The following is a 13,516-nucleotide window of genomic DNA, read 5'->3' as shown; positions in this document are numbered from 1 at the left end:
ACCTCCCCCTAGTCCCGGCGCCCGCATATGGCAACGCCGGGGAAGGGGGGCTCGGCAATTAATGCGTGGCTTTGGCCGCCCGGCTCGCTATGGCACCGCCAACATTTGCTACAGGAGCCGATCATGACCGACCAGACCCTTACCCTTTCGCTGTCGACCGGCGACGTCGTCATCCGCCTGCGCCCCGACCTGGCGCCGTTGCACGTCGAGCGCATCACCCAGCTGGCCAGCGAAGGCTTTTACGACGGCGTCGTGTTCCACCGTGTCATCCCCGGCTTTATGGCGCAGGGCGGCGATCCGACCGGCACCGGCATGGGCGGCAGCCCGCTGCCCGACCTGCCGCAGGAATTCAACGCGCAGCCGCACGTCCGCGGCGTGTGCTCGATGGCCCGGTCGCAGAATCCGAACAGCGCGAACAGCCAGTTCTTCATCTGCTTCGACGACGCGCGTTTCCTCGACAATCAATATACCGCGTGGGGCGAAGTGATCGAAGGCATGGACAATGTCGACGCGCTGCCCAAGGGCGAGCCGCCGCGCGAACCCGGCAAGATCGTCAAAGCGACGGTTGGCTAAGCATCTATTCTTCCCCCTTGATGGGGGAAGGATACGTAGCCTTGCCGCGTAGCGGCTAGGCGCAGTTGGATGGGGGTGACGGCGCGTCCTTGTGCCGCCGTCTCAGGCCGAGAACGCACCCCCGCCGCTGCGACTAGGCAGCAAGCTGCCAAGTCTCGCTGCCTCCCCCATCAAGAGGGAGGTTTCGGTGCTAATCGCCGATAAATCCGTTCAATCGTTCACACGCGGCGATCCAGTCGGCCTTGAACTCCTGCACGACCTGCCCAGCGCCCATCGCTTCATTCATTAGCCCAACGCCCTGACCGACCCAATAGGTCGCCAGTGCCTTGGCGCCTTCGTGGCCGCCCTCGGAGAGCTTGTCGACCTGACGCAGCGCAGGTTCGCTGACTAGCGATTGCAGCGGCATCGGTAGCGGCTTCGGGGCGCCTTCGGCTTCCCATGCATCGGTCCATGGCGAGCGCAACTGACGCGACGGTTTGCCGGTCCGGCTTTTCGAACGCACCGTGTCGCGCGAGCTGGCGATCAGCATCTTTTCTTTCACCACCGGGTTGGTTTCGGCCTCGGCCGTGGTCAGCCACACCGATCCGGTCCACGCGCCGTGCGCGCCCATCGCCATCGCCGCCGCCATCTGGCGCCCGGTGACGATCCCGCCCGCGGCGAGGATCGGGGTGGTCGCGCCGACCGCCTCGACCGCTGCGGCAACCTCGGGCACCAGCACCATCGTTGCGACCTCGCCGCAGTGCCCGCCGGCTTCACCGCCCGCGACGACGAGGATGTCGACCCCGGCACGGACCTGCGCCAGCGCATGGTCGCGGGTGCCGATGAGCGCCGCAACCGGAACGTCGTGCCGCTTGCCCAGTTCGAGCATCAGCGGTGGCGGGACGCCGAGCGCGTTGGCGATCAGGCCGATGGGGTGGCGGAACGCAACTTCGAGCAGCGCGGCGGCGCCGTCATCGGTCATGTTGTCGCCTAGCCCGCCGCCGACAGCGGGAAGCGCGAGATTGCCGTCATCAACGCCATGCTTGCCGAGCAGATCGGCGACGAACGCTTTATGTTCAGCGGGAATCGGCGGCAGCGCGCTTCGACTCTCGCCCTTGCCGGCAAAGCTGTTGGGGACGATCAGGTCGACGCCATAGGGTTTGCCGCCGATATGCGCGTCGATCCACGCCAGTTCTTCCTCGAGCCGTGCAGGCGGTAGCGACGCGGCGCCGAACACACCCATGCCGCCCGCCTTCGACACCGCGACAACGACGTCGCGGCAGTGCGAGAAGGCGAGGAGGGGGAATTCGATGCCGAGCATCGCGCAGATGGGGGATTGCATTGGGCCTCTCCGATGTTGGCTATGTTGCCACGTAACGTGTATGTCAGCGTTAGTTTACGTAGACGTCAAGTTGATTTGCTCGGGCCGCTCATTATCGCGAGGGCATGACCCAATTTTCCCTGCCCGATTTCGACCTCGATGCCTTTGTCCGCGCCACGTTGGCCGAGGATCTGGGGGCGGGGGGTGACATTACGTCGATGGCGGTGATTCCCGCCGCCGCGCGCTTTGGCGGGGTGATGGACAGCCGCGATGCGATCATTGTAGCGGGATTGCCGATCGCCGAAGCGTTTTTTCGCGCGCTCGAACCCGACATGGAGATCGAAATCCTGGTCGCTGAGGGCGCCGAAGTGGCCGCAGGCAGCGACCTGATGCGCCTGTCGGGCAATGCGCGCGCGATGCTGACGGCCGAACGGTCGGCGCTGAACACGGTGCAGCACCTGTCGGGCATCGCGACGATGACGCGGCGCTATGTCGATGCGCTCGCGGGAACCGGCGCGACGCTGCTCGACACGCGCAAGACGATTCCCGGGCTGCGGGTGCTGGAGAAATATGCGACGCGGATGGGCGGCGCGACCAATCACCGGATGGGATTGTGGGACGCGGCGATGATCAAGGACAATCATGTCGCGGTCGCCGGGTCGGTCGAGGAAGCGGTACGCCGGGCGGTCGCGGCGGGGATCGCGAGCATCATCGTCGAGGTCGACCGGGTGGCGCAGGTCGAACCCGCGCTGGCCGCCGGGGCGACGCACCTGTTGCTCGACAATATGACGCTGGATGAATTGCGGACCTGCGTCGCCGTCGTTGACGGCAAGGTGCCGACCGAGGCGTCGGGCGGGGTAAGGCTCGACACGATTGGTGCGATCGGCGCGACCGGGGTGACCTATGTGTCGGTCGGGCGGTTGACGCAGTCGGCACCCGCGGCGGATGTCGGGCTCGATTTTGCGTTGGTCTAGCGTCGCTGCGTTGGGTTTGCTGCTCGCGCCCACGGCGGCGCAGGCCCAGGCGCTCGCCTGCCAGATCCCGGACCGCATCCCGGTGCCGCGGCTTGAACAGCCGAGGCGCGGCGAGCCGGTGCGGAAACCGCCAATCACCGGCTATCTGCTGGCCATAAGCTGGTCGCCGCAGCATTGCGCCAATGTTCGCAATCCGCGTGACACGCGCGATCGCCTGCAATGTTCGGGCGACAACGGCCGCTTTGGCTGGGTGCTCCACGGGCTGTGGCCCGAAACCGACAGCCGCGATTATCCGCAATGGTGCCGCCCGGCCAAGATCGTGCCGCAGCCGGTGCTGCGTCAGCATCTGTGCATGACCCCGTCGGCGCAGCTGCTCCAGCATGAATGGGCCAAGCATGGCACGTGCATGAGCCCGCATCCGGCGGCCTATTTCCGCTCGGCGGCGATGCTTTTCCGCTCGGTGCGCTTTCCCGACATGGCTGCGCTGTCGGCAAGGCCGCAGACCGCGGGCAGCATCCGCCGCGCATTTTCCTCGGCCAACCCGGGGGTGACGGCACCGATGATCGCAGTGACGACCGATCAGCAGGGCTGGCTCAAGGAAGTGCGGCTGTGCCTTGGCCAGCGGATGCGGCCGCAGCGGTGCAAGCCGTTTCAGACCGGCGCGCGCGACGCGCGGACGGTGCGGGTCCGACCTATCCAAAAGGATTAGTCGCTGTGCCGCTTTGACACGGCCAGTTTGTTAACGATCTTTTAACCTTACCAAGTCGTTAAGACCGGCATAGCTTGCCGGACATGGACTCGGATCACATCGATATTCGCCGCCGGATTCAGGCGCATGGCGCCCGCCAGCTGACCATCGCGCGGCTGAGTGCGCCCGCCGACTGGCAGGGCGAATTGCGGAAGGCGCTGGCGGCGCACCGCGAGCCGGTATCGATCTTCGCAGGCAGCGATCTGCGGCTGTTCTTGCAGAGCTTTGCGGTGTTTTTTACCGCGACGATGATGTTTCTGATCTGAGGTCGGGAAAAGACCAGAGCTCCACTCTCGTCATCCCGGACTTGATCCGGGATCCGTTCGCCCTCTCAGTATAGGGTGGTGCAAGGCCTCATGGACCCCGGATCAAGTCCGGGGTGACGAAACGTCAAATCGGCTCTCCGCCAGCCTAATCGCACGCCTTGTGCAGCTTCCACGCCAGCACCGATGATACCAGGCACATCGCGGCCACCATCAGTAGCGTGTCGTCGATCGTCAGGCCGATGCCGATCAGCACGCTGAGCAGCAAGGTTGCAGCCACCATGAAGCCCGAATTGACGATATTATTCGCCGCCACGGTGCGTGCGGTTTGCGATTTGGCCACGGTGGTGGTCAGGAATGCGTAGAGCGGGACGACGAACATACCGCCCGCGATCGCGATGCCGAGCAGGTCGAGGATGATGCGGTCGCCGGTCGTCAGCGCCAGAAAGTCGCGCCAGTTCATCAGATTGTCGCCAGTGTCGTGAAACACATCGATCGACCACAGGTTGGCCGACCACCAGAAATCCGTCTTAAAAAGAGCAAGAACGGTGCGATCGGCCCCGGCCATTGACAGGAACTCACGCCAATTTGTGAGATAGCCCGCGTGCGCCCAGCCCTTCACGTTCCACCACAGGTCGAGGACAAACAGCCCCATCACGATCACCGATCCCGGCGAATAGCGCGCCGAGACATGGCCCTTGAGCAGCCGGTTGACGATGATCGATCCGACGGCGACACCGACCGAGAAGATCGCGGTGAACAGCGTCGCGACGGTGTTGTCGGCCCCCAGCGCATTCTTCACCAGCGGCGGGAATTGCGCGGCGAGGATGGCGCCTATCGCCCAGAAAAAGCTGATCGAAACGATTGCGAGGAAGAGGCGCGGGATGTGCATCGTCGAATTGACTAGCCGCCACGACGAGCGAAAAACATTATGGTCGATCACCAGCCCCTCGGCCTCTGCTTCGGGCGGCGCGGCGGGGACGTAGTTGGCTGTGAGGCGGCCGATGACCGCGACGATGATGATCCCCGGGATGGCGATATGCGGCGGGGTCAGGCCGCCGACGATCGTGCCGCCGAGGATAGCGATATAGGTGCCGGCCTCGACCCAGCCGGTTCCGGCGAGAACCTCGTCCTCCTCCAGATGCTGGGGCAGGATGGCATATTTGATCGGGCCGAAGAAGGTGGAATGCGTCCCCATCGCGAACAGCGCGAGCAGCATGACCGGAACGAGATGCAGCCAGATGCCGATCGCACCGACGATCATAATGAAGATTTCGGCGGTCTTGATCAGGCGGATCATCCGCGTCTTGTCGGTGCTGTCGGCGAGCTGCCCGGCCAGCGCCGAAAACAGGAAGAAGGGCAGGATGAACAGGCCGCCCGCAAGCGCGTTGAACCACGCCTCGGTCTCTGGATCCTTGTAGATGGTGAAGGTGACGAGGATCACCATCGCCATCTTGTAGAAATTGTCGTTGAAGGCGTTGAGGAACTGGGTCGCGAACAGGGGCAGAAACCGGCGTTGCTTCATCAGCGCAAAGGAACCGGTCATTGAAAATCCACTTTTGCAGCCTGACAATCCGACAACGCCGCAACATCACGGCAATATGGTTGTCGCGCGGGGGGCTTATCGGTTAGGGCGGGTGGGGTCAAAGCCCATTTTGGGATGAGCACGCCGCAGCGGCGGGAATCAGGGGTCATGCTGAGTCTTCCGAACATCCTGACATTATCGCGCATATTGGCGGTGCCCATCTTGCTGTTCCTGCTGTGGCCGGGGGTGGTCGAGGGATCGCACCAGCCCAAGCCGATCGATTATGCGCTGGCGTTTGTCCTCTACTGCCTGATGGGCATTACCGATTATTTTGACGGTTATGTTGCACGCTCGCGCGGGATCGTGTCGCGGCTGGGCGCATTCCTCGATCCGATCGCCGACAAGATCATGATCGCCGCGGTGATATTGCTGTTGGTGTTTACCCGCGACATCACCGGCTATCACGTCATTGCCGCCCTGATGATCCTGCTGCGCGAGATCATCGTGTCGGGGCTTCGCGAATTCCTCGCGACCTTGCAGGTGTCGATGCCGGTCACCCAGCTGGCGAAATGGAAAACGACCTTTCAGCTCGTGTCATTCGGGGCGCTGATCCTGGCCGGGGCGCTGCCCGAAATCCTGTGGGTCAAGAGCGTCGGGCTGGCGTCGCTGTGGGTGGCGGCGGTGCTGACGCTGGTGACCGGCTGGGACTATCTGCGCGTCGGCCTGAAGCACATGGATTGAGCGCGCATGGCGCTGGACATCGCTTATTTCGCCTGGGTGCGCGAGCGGATGGGAGCGGCCGAGGAGGTCGTCGAACTGCCCACTGAGGTGACCGACCTGGCCGCATTGCTGGCGTGGCTGGCGGCGCGGGACGCGCGCGGGGCTTTTGCTTTTGCCGAGCCGCAGCGGATTCGCGCCGCGATCGACGGGGTGATGATGGGGCCGGACGCGCCGCTCGTCGGCGCGCGCGAGGTTGCGCTATTCCCCCCGGTGACGGGCGGATGATCCGCGTCGCGGTGCAGGCGGCGGCGATCGACGTCGGCGCCGAGCTTGACCTGCATGACGCGGGCGGCCACGGCGCGAGTGCCAGTTTTATCGGCCGGGTGCGTGGCGATGGCGGGCTGAACGAACTGTATCTGGAACATCATCCGGTGATGACCGAAGCCGGGCTGGGCGATCTGGCGAATGCCGCGGCGGACCGGTGGCAACTGGCGGCGCTGACCTTGATCCACCGCGTCGGAGCGATGGCGCCGGGCGATACGATCGTGCTGGTGCTGGCGAGCAGCCCGCACCGCAGCGAGGCGCTGGCAGCGTGCGAGTTTCTGATCGACCGGCTGAAGACCGACGTGATGCTGTGGAAGCGTGAAACGTTTGAGGATGGGCGCGTGGCGTGGGTGGAGGCGCGCGAGGGGGATGCGGCGCGGGCGGAAAGATGGGGTCAATAATATCGTCATCCCGGACTTGATCCGGGATCCATGCCGCGGCGTTGGCATGGACCCCGGATCAAGTCCGGGGTGACGAAAAAGCGATTTAACCCACCCGATGCTTGCGGAAAATATCCGCCAGCATCTTGAACTCATCCGCGCGCGGGCTTCCCTTGCGCCAGACCAGCGCGATGGTGCGCCAGTCGTGATCCGAATCGAGCGGGCGGGTGTCGATGTCGGTGTGGTCGAGAATCCCCGCCTCAATCGCCATTTGCGGCAGCATGGTGATGCCCAGGCCGTTGTCGACCATCTGGACCAGCGTGTGCAGCGACGTCCCCATCATCCGCGCCCCGGCGCGCAGTTCGGGGCGATTGCATGCCGCGAGGACGTGATCTTTCAGGCAATGGCCGTCCTCGAGCATCAGCATTTGTGCCGGGTCGATCTGGTCGGCGCTGACCATCGCGGGCAGGTCTTCGGACTGGTCGCCGGGAAAGGCGACGAACAGCGCGTCGTCGAACAAGGCCTCGCTTTCGACGTCGCCGCAGCCATAGGGGAGGGCGAGCAACACGCAATCGACGGTGCCGTGGTGCAGCGATTCGCACGCCTGGGCACTGGGCTCCTCACGCAGAAACAGCTTGAGCGCCGGGCGTTCTTTGCGCAGCACGCGCAACATGCCGGGGAGCAGGAAGGGCGCGATCGTCGGGATGACGCTCATCCGCAGCTCGCCGACCAGCGGCGCCGCGGCGGCGGCGGCCATGTCGGCCAGTTCCTCGGCCTCGCGCAGCACTCGGTGCGCCTTTTCGACGATTGCATTGCCAAGCCCGGTGAAGCGGACGACGCGGCGGGTGCGCTCGACCAGCGTCTGACCGAGCAGCGTTTCCAGCTCGCGGATGCCCGCCGACAGCGTCGACTGGGTAACGTTGCAGGCGTCAGCGGCGCGGCCGAAATGGCCATGATCGTGCAGCGCGACGAGATACTGCATCTGTTTCAGGGTCGGCAGGTAATTCGACATTGATCGGATATAGCAATGATGGCGGAAGTTTTGAACAATCGGATCGATAAATATTCGTCGCCATATCGGTGACGCCTGTTGCCGGTATCGATCTCGCTATGATAGCCAGTCCCATTAAGTGATGGCGGAGGGACGGATGGCGATTTCCCGTTTTCTGGTCGGCGGTGTGGCGAGCGCGCTGCTTTTGACCGGAGGTCTGTTCATGTGGGCGGGCCATACGCAGATCGCTGACGAGGCGGTACTGCCCGAACCCCCGCCCGCGCTGGCGGCAATCCCGGTGGCGGGGGCGAATGCACCGAAACGCGGACCGGCGCCGCCCGCTTTGCCCGCAGCGAAGGAGGCGTCGCGCGAGGAGCGGCGCTTCAACCGTTTCGACCGCGACCGCAACGACCGGATCAGCCGCGTCGAGCTGATGGCATCGCGTACTGCGGCGTTTCGCAAGCTCGACAAGGACAGCAATAATCTGCTCACGTTCGAGGAATGGGCCGCGGCGACCGGCGAGCGGTTCGGCGGCGCCGACGGCGACAAATCGGGTGATCTGACGCGCGCGGAATTTGCGACGACGGCGCCAAAGCGGGCGGTGAAGGCGAAGTGTAGTTGCTAGGCGGTCAATAATGTCGTCGCCCCCGCGAAGGCGGGGGCCGCCATCGGTTTACGCAGCGAAGCTGGATTAGGTCTCAAGCGGCCGCGCCTTCGCGGGGGCGACGGTTAAGCTGCCACCTTAACCCATTCGGCCAGCGCCGCACCCGCGCGCTGCGTATAGCCCAGCTTGCGGTCCTTCTTTCGTACGTCATCGGCGAGCGGCGGAAACAGGCCGAAATTGACGTTCATCGGCTGATAGCTCGCGGCATCGGCGCCGCCGGTGATATGACCCAGCAGCGCCCCGAGTGCGGTTTCGCCCGGCGGCGGCGGCAGGTCTCGGCCGCCGAGTTCGGCGGCGGCAAAGCGCGCCGCGATCAGCCCGATCGCGGCGCTTTCGACATAGCCTTCGCAGCCGGTGATCTGCCCGGCAAAGCGGATATGCGGCGCTGATTTCAGGCGGAGCTGCGCGTCGAGAAGCTCGGGCGATCGGATGAAGCTGTTGCGATGAAGCCCGCCGAGACGCGCGAATTCGGCCTTTTCCAACCCCGGGATGGTACGGAACAGCTCGACCTGCGCCGCATGCTTCAGCTTGGTCTGGAAGCCGACCATGTTCCATAGTGTGCCCAGCGCATTGTCCTGGCGCAGCTGGACGACGGCGTAGGGCCAGCGCCCGGTGCGCGGATTGTCGAGGCCGACGCCTTTCATCGGACCGAAGCGCAAGGTTTCGGGGCCGCGCTCGGCCATCACCTCGATCGGCATGCAGCCTTCGAAATAGGGGGTGTTGGTCTCCCACTCCTTGAACTCGGTCTTGTCGCCATCGACCAGCCCCTGGACGAAGGCGTGATACTGGTCCTTGTCCATCGGGCAGTTGATATAATCCTTGCCGTCGCCGATCGGCCCGACCTTGTCCCAGCGGCTGGCCATCCACGCAATGTCCATGTCGACGCTGTCGCGATAGACGATCGGCGCGATGGCGTCGAAGAAGGCGAGCGCGTCCTTGCCGGTTGCGGCGCCGATGCTGTCCGCTAGGCCTGCGGCGGTCAGCGGGCCGGTGGCGACGATGGTCAGGCCTTCGCTCGGCAACGTGTCGATGCGTTCGCGAACGATGTTCACATTGGGGTGGTTTTCGAGCGTGCGGGTGACGCCGCCCGCAAACAGGTCGCGATCGACCGCGAGTGCCGATCCCGCTGGCACCTTGTGGACATCGGCCTCGCGCATGATGATCGAGCCTAACGTGCGCATCTCGCGGTGGAGCAGGCCGACGGCGTTGCTGTCGCCATCGTCGGAGCGAAAGCTGTTCGAGCAGACCATCTCGGCGAGCGCGTCGCCCTGATGCGCCGGGGTCATGTCGCCCCCACCGCGCATTTCGGACAATCGCACGCGGAAACCTGCTTGGGCGAGCTGCCACGCCGCTTCGGATCCGGCGAGGCCGCCGCCGATGATGTGCACGTCGTATTCCGCCATTTACCCTATCCGTTGACTTGCGCTTGCTTCGCCGCGCAGTAGGCGCCTTGGGATGAAGATGCAAAGGGGCGTGGGATGAACGGGACGCAGAGCTGGGACCGGGCGCGGTGGTTGTGGTGGCTCGCGCTGATTGGCGGGATCAGCTTTTTCGCCGCGGTGTTCCAGCGGCTCGACGGTCCCGCAATCTGGGCGTGGAAGACGACGGGCGTCGGGTTGCTCGCGATGTGGGCGGCGGCAAATGCCCGCGAGAAAAACGGCTGGTTGATCGCGGCGGCGCTCGGTTTCGGGGCGCTGGGCGATTATCTGCTCGACGCCAAGGGGCTCGAGACGGGAGCGGTAGCATTTGTCGTGGGGCACCTGATCGCGATCGCATTGTATCTGACCAACCGGCGCACAAAAACGACGTCATCACAGCGACTGCTCGGATGGCTGACGATGCCGGCGACCCTGGTCATTGTCTGGGCGATGCTGAGCCCGGCGGCGGGATGGTGGCATGCCGCCGTTTATTCGCTGTTCGTCGCAGCGATGGCCGCCGCCGCGTGGACCAGCCGCTTTCCGCGTCACCGGACTGGCATCGGCGCGATGATCTTCCTGGCGAGCGATCTGTTCATTTTTGCGGGCGAAGGCGGGGTGCTGTCAAAGGACGTCACGCTGTGGCTGGTGTGGCCGCTGTATTTCGGAGGGCAGGCGCTGATTGCATGGGGGGTGGTGAGCACGCTGGCGAGGGAAGGGCGTAGCTGATTGGCAGGAAACGACCGGGAGCGGCCATTAAGTTCCTCCCCGTCCCGGGGAGGATCGGCAACGGCCGCTCTCTACCCCAAAGCAGCCGCTTCACCCGTCGACCTTACTCCTCCCACGCGGCGATCGTCGTGCGGTGGAGCAGGCGGTCGTGGCCGTCGTAGCCGCCGGTGGCGCGGTGGAGCAGCGAGCGGTTATCCCACATAATCAGCATGTCGGGTTCCCAGACATGGCTGTAGCGAAATTCCTCGCGGTCCTGCCATTGCAGCAGTTCATAGAGGATCGGCAGCGCCTCGGCATCGTCCATGCCCTCGATACCCATGATGTAGCCCGCGCAGCCGAACAACCCCTCGCGACCCGTTTCGGGGTGGTGGCGGATGAAGGGATGGGTCTGGGTCGCCAGTGCTTCATCGCCCGAGCGAATGTCCATGCTGCGATCCTTGTCCCCCGCGCCATACATTCCCGACGGCGCATAGCCGCCGCGCGCACTGTGGATCGCGTTGCGACCGTCGATTTTCGCCCTCAGCGCATCGGGCATCGCGTCGAGCGCGGCGTGCTGGTTCGAAAAGTCGGTGTTGCCACCGACCGGCGGGATGGTGATCCCGAACAGGCAGGTTCCCGAGGGCGGGCGGGCCTGGAAACTCCAGTCGCTGTGCCAGTTTTCGGCGAACAGCGGCGAGGTTTCGTCGGCACGGCGCTTGACCGCGATGACATGGCGGCGACCGGGAACCGGTTTGATGAAAGGATCATCGCCGAAACCGCCGAAATATTGCGTGAAACGTTCGAGATCATCGTCGCTTATCTTCTGATCGGGGAAGGCGAGGACGAGATGATCGAGCCAGGCGGCGCGGATTTCGGCGACGCTGTCGGGGGTGAGCGGCTGGGTGAGATCGACGCCGATTACATGGGCGCCGCAGGATTGGCCGCTGGGGGCGATCGTCAGGGTCATTCGCGAAGAGTGCGCCTGCCGGACCGCGCGGTCAATCGGGAGATGGAGTAGCGGCCGAAGCGGCGAGCGAGCGCACAGCTTTTCCATTTCTTCAGGTTGGCCACGGTCGATTTTCCCGCACGCCGCTTCGATTGCGCGATACAAGGTGGCAAAGCGGAAGGTGTTTTCCGCCCAGCTGCGTGGAGACCGTCAATGAAAATGCTGACGAAAATTGCCCTGTCGATCGGGTTCGGACTGTCGCTCGCCGCGTTGCCGACACAAGGGATCGCGGCGCTCGAACAAGGGACAAAAGCTCCCGATTTCACCCTGACCGCGGCGCAGGGCGGCAAGGAGTTCAGCCTGTCGCTGAAGCAGGTGCTGCGGGGCGGACCGGTCGTCCTCTATTTCTTTCCCGCCGCTTTCACGCCTGGCTGCACCGTCGAGGCGCATCTGTTTGCCGAAGCCAACGGCCAGTTCAACCAGCTGGGGGCGCGCGTTATTGGTGTCACTGCGGGCAATATCCACCGCGTCGCCGAATTTTCGCGCTCGGCGTGCCGTGACAAATTCGCGGTTGCCGCCGACCCGGGCGCCAAGGTCGCGGCGAAATATGACAGCAGAATGCCGGGAGCGGACGGGAAGCCGATGTCGAACCGCACATCCTATGTCATCGCGCCGAACGGAACGATCCTGCTCGCCTACACCGACAGCAAACCGCAGGCGCATGTCGAAAAGACGATGGCAGCGGTGCGGGCGTGGAAAGCGCGGCGGTAATTCAGATCGACAGGCGGGTTGGTTGAAGTGGACTCAGGCGCGCTGTTGGAATCGCTCGAACCGGCCTAGCGCTGTCTCGATCTGATTTCGTAATCGCTTCGTTTCGGGCACGATCCAGCTCCATTTCTGGATCAGCAGACCGCCCGATTTGCGATCCATCTTCGTATCGATCGCCGCGACGATCCGGTCGCCTGCGAGCACGGGAAGCGCGAAGTATCCGTAGCGGCGCTGCGCGGCCGGGACATATGCCTCGAACCGATGCTCATATCCGAACAGGGCCGACAGCCGCTTTCTCTGGATGACCAGCGGATCGAATGGCGACAGGATATGCACGCGCCGGGCCGGGTCGAGCGATGGAAGCGCGTCGAGCGCCGCCGGTGCCGCCCAGTGTTTCGCGCGCGCCAATCCATCGATCTCGACCGGCACCAGCGTCCCGCGCGCCATGCGGCCGTCCACCAGTCGAGCCACGGCAGCTTTTGCCGGTGCGTCGCCATAAGTCGCGCTTTCGAGGCTGAAGATGCCCTGGGTTCGGATCGCGCGGTCGAGAAGATAGCCGGCAAACTCGTCCGGCGTTGCCGCCGCTGGCCGCCGGTCCCACCCGAAATGCCGGTCGGACAGCTCATATGTCTTGAGCATGCCCGTTCGGGCGCTGATCGTCAGGTCACCGACCCAGAAACCATAGTCGAGCAACCGTTTCGACGGCTTTCGGCTGGCCCAGGGATGTTGCTTTTCTTCGCGGATCCCATCGTCAATGTCACGGAGCGTGAGTGGGCCGTCGCCGCGAATACGCGACAGCAGCGCGGCATAAGCGTCGGGATCGATTTTGGCATAAGGCGGACGCGGTCGAAGGCGCCGGGCCTCCATCGCGGGGGCGAAGAAGCGGAAATCGGTCGTCGGAATATAGGCGAGCGCGTGGCTCCAATACTCGAACGCCGACCGCTCGATCGATTGCACCGCGCCAAGGTTGGCGCAGCGGTATTTCGGGATGCGCGACCACAGAATGTGATGATGGCAACGTTCGATGACGTTGATGGTGTCGATCTGGACATAGCCGAGGTGGCTGATCGCCGCCGTCACCGCCGACGGGCCGGCGCCAAAGGGCGCAGCTTCGTCAAGCCGCTGCGCGCGCAAGCACAGACGGCGCGCATCCGCCCCGCTTATCCTGATCGCGCGGCTGGTCATGGCACTGTCCCGATCCTGATGCGCGATGAACT

16 protein-coding genes are annotated in these 13,516 nt (G+C 64.5%); 10 read left to right on the top strand and 6 right to left on the bottom strand.

Translation table 11 applies throughout. The features are described 5' to 3' along the window. The first annotated feature begins 123 nt into the window (after positions 1–123). Positions 124–573: a peptidylprolyl isomerase gene (locus J2X44_RS10705; protein WP_310083593.1), complete on the top strand. Its 450-nt coding sequence runs from the start codon at positions 124–126 to the stop codon at positions 571–573. Between the two features lie 190 nt (positions 574–763). Here the strand turns inward: J2X44_RS10705 and J2X44_RS10700 are convergent, their stop codons facing one another. Next, the gene (locus J2X44_RS10700) at positions 764–1,894 is read right to left on the bottom strand and encodes a nitronate monooxygenase (RefSeq protein WP_310083590.1); all 1,131 of its coding nucleotides are present in this window, start codon (positions 1,892–1,894) and stop codon (positions 764–766) included. Positions 1,895–1,998: 104 nt separating this feature from the next. Between J2X44_RS10700 and nadC the strand changes: the two genes are divergently transcribed. The 3 genes from nadC to J2X44_RS10685 all read left to right on the top strand — a co-directional run bounded on the left by nadC (position 1,999) and on the right by J2X44_RS10685 (position 3,861). Then, entirely contained in the window at positions 1,999–2,847 is an 849-nt protein-coding gene (gene nadC, locus J2X44_RS10695; RefSeq protein WP_310083588.1) for a carboxylating nicotinate-nucleotide diphosphorylase, read from the top strand. 10 nt (positions 2,848–2,857) lie between these two features. Beyond that, a complete protein-coding gene (locus J2X44_RS10690; RefSeq protein WP_310083586.1) occupies positions 2,858–3,556 on the top strand; it encodes a ribonuclease T2 family protein in 699 nt (232 codons plus the stop codon). A gap of 83 nt (positions 3,557–3,639) precedes the next feature. Further along, positions 3,640–3,861, top strand: a complete 222-nt coding sequence (locus tag J2X44_RS10685; RefSeq protein ID WP_310083583.1) for a hypothetical protein — start codon at positions 3,640–3,642, stop codon at positions 3,859–3,861. Positions 3,862–4,006: 145 nt separating this feature from the next. On the opposite strand, the gene J2X44_RS10680 is transcribed toward J2X44_RS10685, so the two are convergent. Beyond that, complete coding sequence (locus J2X44_RS10680; protein ID WP_310083581.1) at positions 4,007–5,404, bottom strand: MFS transporter; 1,398 nt, start codon at positions 5,402–5,404, stop codon at positions 4,007–4,009. A gap of 147 nt (positions 5,405–5,551) precedes the next feature. Between J2X44_RS10680 and pgsA the strand changes: the two genes are divergently transcribed. The 3 genes from pgsA to J2X44_RS10665 are packed head-to-tail and all read left to right on the top strand — an operon-like array spanning position 5,552 to position 6,828. Beyond that, complete coding sequence (gene pgsA, locus J2X44_RS10675) at positions 5,552–6,124, top strand: CDP-diacylglycerol--glycerol-3-phosphate 3-phosphatidyltransferase (protein WP_310083579.1); 573 nt, start codon at positions 5,552–5,554, stop codon at positions 6,122–6,124. Between the two features lie 6 nt (positions 6,125–6,130). Beyond that, complete coding sequence (locus J2X44_RS10670; protein WP_310083576.1) at positions 6,131–6,388, top strand: MoaD/ThiS family protein; 258 nt, start codon at positions 6,131–6,133, stop codon at positions 6,386–6,388. Then, positions 6,385–6,828 (top strand): molybdenum cofactor biosynthesis protein MoaE, encoded by a 444-nt coding sequence (locus tag J2X44_RS10665; RefSeq protein WP_310083574.1) that lies wholly within the window; start codon positions 6,385–6,387, stop codon positions 6,826–6,828. The genes J2X44_RS10670 and J2X44_RS10665 overlap by 4 nt, the downstream gene beginning before the upstream one ends. A gap of 85 nt (positions 6,829–6,913) precedes the next feature. On the opposite strand, the gene J2X44_RS10660 is transcribed toward J2X44_RS10665, so the two are convergent. Then, the gene (locus tag J2X44_RS10660) at positions 6,914–7,819 is read right to left on the bottom strand and encodes a hydrogen peroxide-inducible genes activator (protein ID WP_310083571.1); all 906 of its coding nucleotides are present in this window, start codon (positions 7,817–7,819) and stop codon (positions 6,914–6,916) included. 136 nt (positions 7,820–7,955) lie between these two features. Between J2X44_RS10660 and J2X44_RS10655 the strand changes: the two genes are divergently transcribed. Then, positions 7,956–8,423 (top strand): hypothetical protein, encoded by a 468-nt coding sequence (locus tag J2X44_RS10655; RefSeq protein ID WP_310083570.1) that lies wholly within the window; start codon positions 7,956–7,958, stop codon positions 8,421–8,423. A 104-nt stretch (positions 8,424–8,527) separates the two neighbouring features. Here the strand turns inward: J2X44_RS10655 and trmFO are convergent, their stop codons facing one another. After that, positions 8,528–9,865, bottom strand: coding sequence for a methylenetetrahydrofolate--tRNA-(uracil(54)-C(5))-methyltransferase (FADH(2)-oxidizing) TrmFO (gene trmFO, locus J2X44_RS10650; RefSeq protein WP_310083568.1), 1,338 nt, complete (start codon positions 9,863–9,865; stop codon positions 8,528–8,530). A gap of 75 nt (positions 9,866–9,940) precedes the next feature. Between trmFO and J2X44_RS10645 the strand changes: the two genes are divergently transcribed. After that, a complete protein-coding gene (locus tag J2X44_RS10645) occupies positions 9,941–10,606 on the top strand; it encodes a lysoplasmalogenase family protein (RefSeq protein WP_310083565.1) in 666 nt (221 codons plus the stop codon). A 103-nt stretch (positions 10,607–10,709) separates the two neighbouring features. On the opposite strand, the gene J2X44_RS10640 is transcribed toward J2X44_RS10645, so the two are convergent. Then, on the bottom strand, positions 10,710–11,552 hold the full coding sequence (locus J2X44_RS10640) for a TauD/TfdA family dioxygenase (protein WP_310083562.1): 843 nt from the start codon (positions 11,550–11,552) through the stop codon (positions 10,710–10,712). 192 nt (positions 11,553–11,744) lie between these two features. Between J2X44_RS10640 and J2X44_RS10635 the strand changes: the two genes are divergently transcribed. After that, positions 11,745–12,302, top strand: coding sequence for a peroxiredoxin (locus tag J2X44_RS10635; RefSeq protein ID WP_310083561.1), 558 nt, complete (start codon positions 11,745–11,747; stop codon positions 12,300–12,302). Positions 12,303–12,335: 33 nt separating this feature from the next. On the opposite strand, the gene J2X44_RS10630 is transcribed toward J2X44_RS10635, so the two are convergent. After that, a complete protein-coding gene (locus tag J2X44_RS10630; RefSeq protein WP_310083559.1) occupies positions 12,336–13,484 on the bottom strand; it encodes a DNA glycosylase AlkZ-like family protein in 1,149 nt (382 codons plus the stop codon). Between the last annotated feature and the right edge of the window lie 32 nt (positions 13,485–13,516).

Origin of the sequence: Sphingopyxis sp. BE259, from assembly GCF_031457495.1 — a bacterium.
Classification (GTDB): Bacteria; Pseudomonadota; Alphaproteobacteria; order Sphingomonadales; family Sphingomonadaceae; genus Sphingopyxis.
The sequence above is the reverse complement of the archived record's forward strand: the minus strand, read 5'-3'. Positions and strand labels throughout refer to the sequence as shown.

Excerpts from the sequence above, each read along its gene's own strand:
- J2X44_RS10680 (WP_310083581.1), bottom strand. The coding sequence starts at position 5,404 with ATGACCGGTTCCTTTGCGCTGATGAAGCAACGCCGGTTTCTGCCCCTG.
- pgsA (WP_310083579.1), top strand. The coding sequence starts at position 5,552 with ATGCTGAGTCTTCCGAACATCCTGACATTATCGCGCATATTGGCGGTG.
- J2X44_RS10630 (WP_310083559.1), bottom strand. The coding sequence starts at position 13,484 with ATGACCAGCCGCGCGATCAGGATAAGCGGGGCGGATGCGCGCCGTCTG.
- J2X44_RS10665 (WP_310083574.1), top strand. The coding sequence starts at position 6,385 with ATGATCCGCGTCGCGGTGCAGGCGGCGGCGATCGACGTCGGCGCCGAG.
- J2X44_RS10705 (WP_310083593.1), top strand. The coding sequence starts at position 124 with ATGACCGACCAGACCCTTACCCTTTCGCTGTCGACCGGCGACGTCGTC.
- J2X44_RS10660 (WP_310083571.1), bottom strand. The coding sequence starts at position 7,819 with ATGTCGAATTACCTGCCGACCCTGAAACAGATGCAGTATCTCGTCGCG.
- trmFO (WP_310083568.1), bottom strand. The coding sequence starts at position 9,865 with ATGGCGGAATACGACGTGCACATCATCGGCGGCGGCCTCGCCGGATCC.
- J2X44_RS10670 (WP_310083576.1), top strand. The coding sequence starts at position 6,131 with ATGGCGCTGGACATCGCTTATTTCGCCTGGGTGCGCGAGCGGATGGGA.
- J2X44_RS10640 (WP_310083562.1), bottom strand. The coding sequence starts at position 11,552 with ATGACCCTGACGATCGCCCCCAGCGGCCAATCCTGCGGCGCCCATGTA.
- J2X44_RS10700 (WP_310083590.1), bottom strand. The coding sequence starts at position 1,894 with ATGCAATCCCCCATCTGCGCGATGCTCGGCATCGAATTCCCCCTCCTC.
- J2X44_RS10655 (WP_310083570.1), top strand. The coding sequence starts at position 7,956 with ATGGCGATTTCCCGTTTTCTGGTCGGCGGTGTGGCGAGCGCGCTGCTT.
- nadC (WP_310083588.1), top strand. The coding sequence starts at position 1,999 with ATGACCCAATTTTCCCTGCCCGATTTCGACCTCGATGCCTTTGTCCGC.
- J2X44_RS10635 (WP_310083561.1), top strand. The coding sequence starts at position 11,745 with ATGAAAATGCTGACGAAAATTGCCCTGTCGATCGGGTTCGGACTGTCG.
- J2X44_RS10645 (WP_310083565.1), top strand. The coding sequence starts at position 9,941 with ATGAACGGGACGCAGAGCTGGGACCGGGCGCGGTGGTTGTGGTGGCTC.
- J2X44_RS10685 (WP_310083583.1), top strand. The coding sequence starts at position 3,640 with ATGGACTCGGATCACATCGATATTCGCCGCCGGATTCAGGCGCATGGC.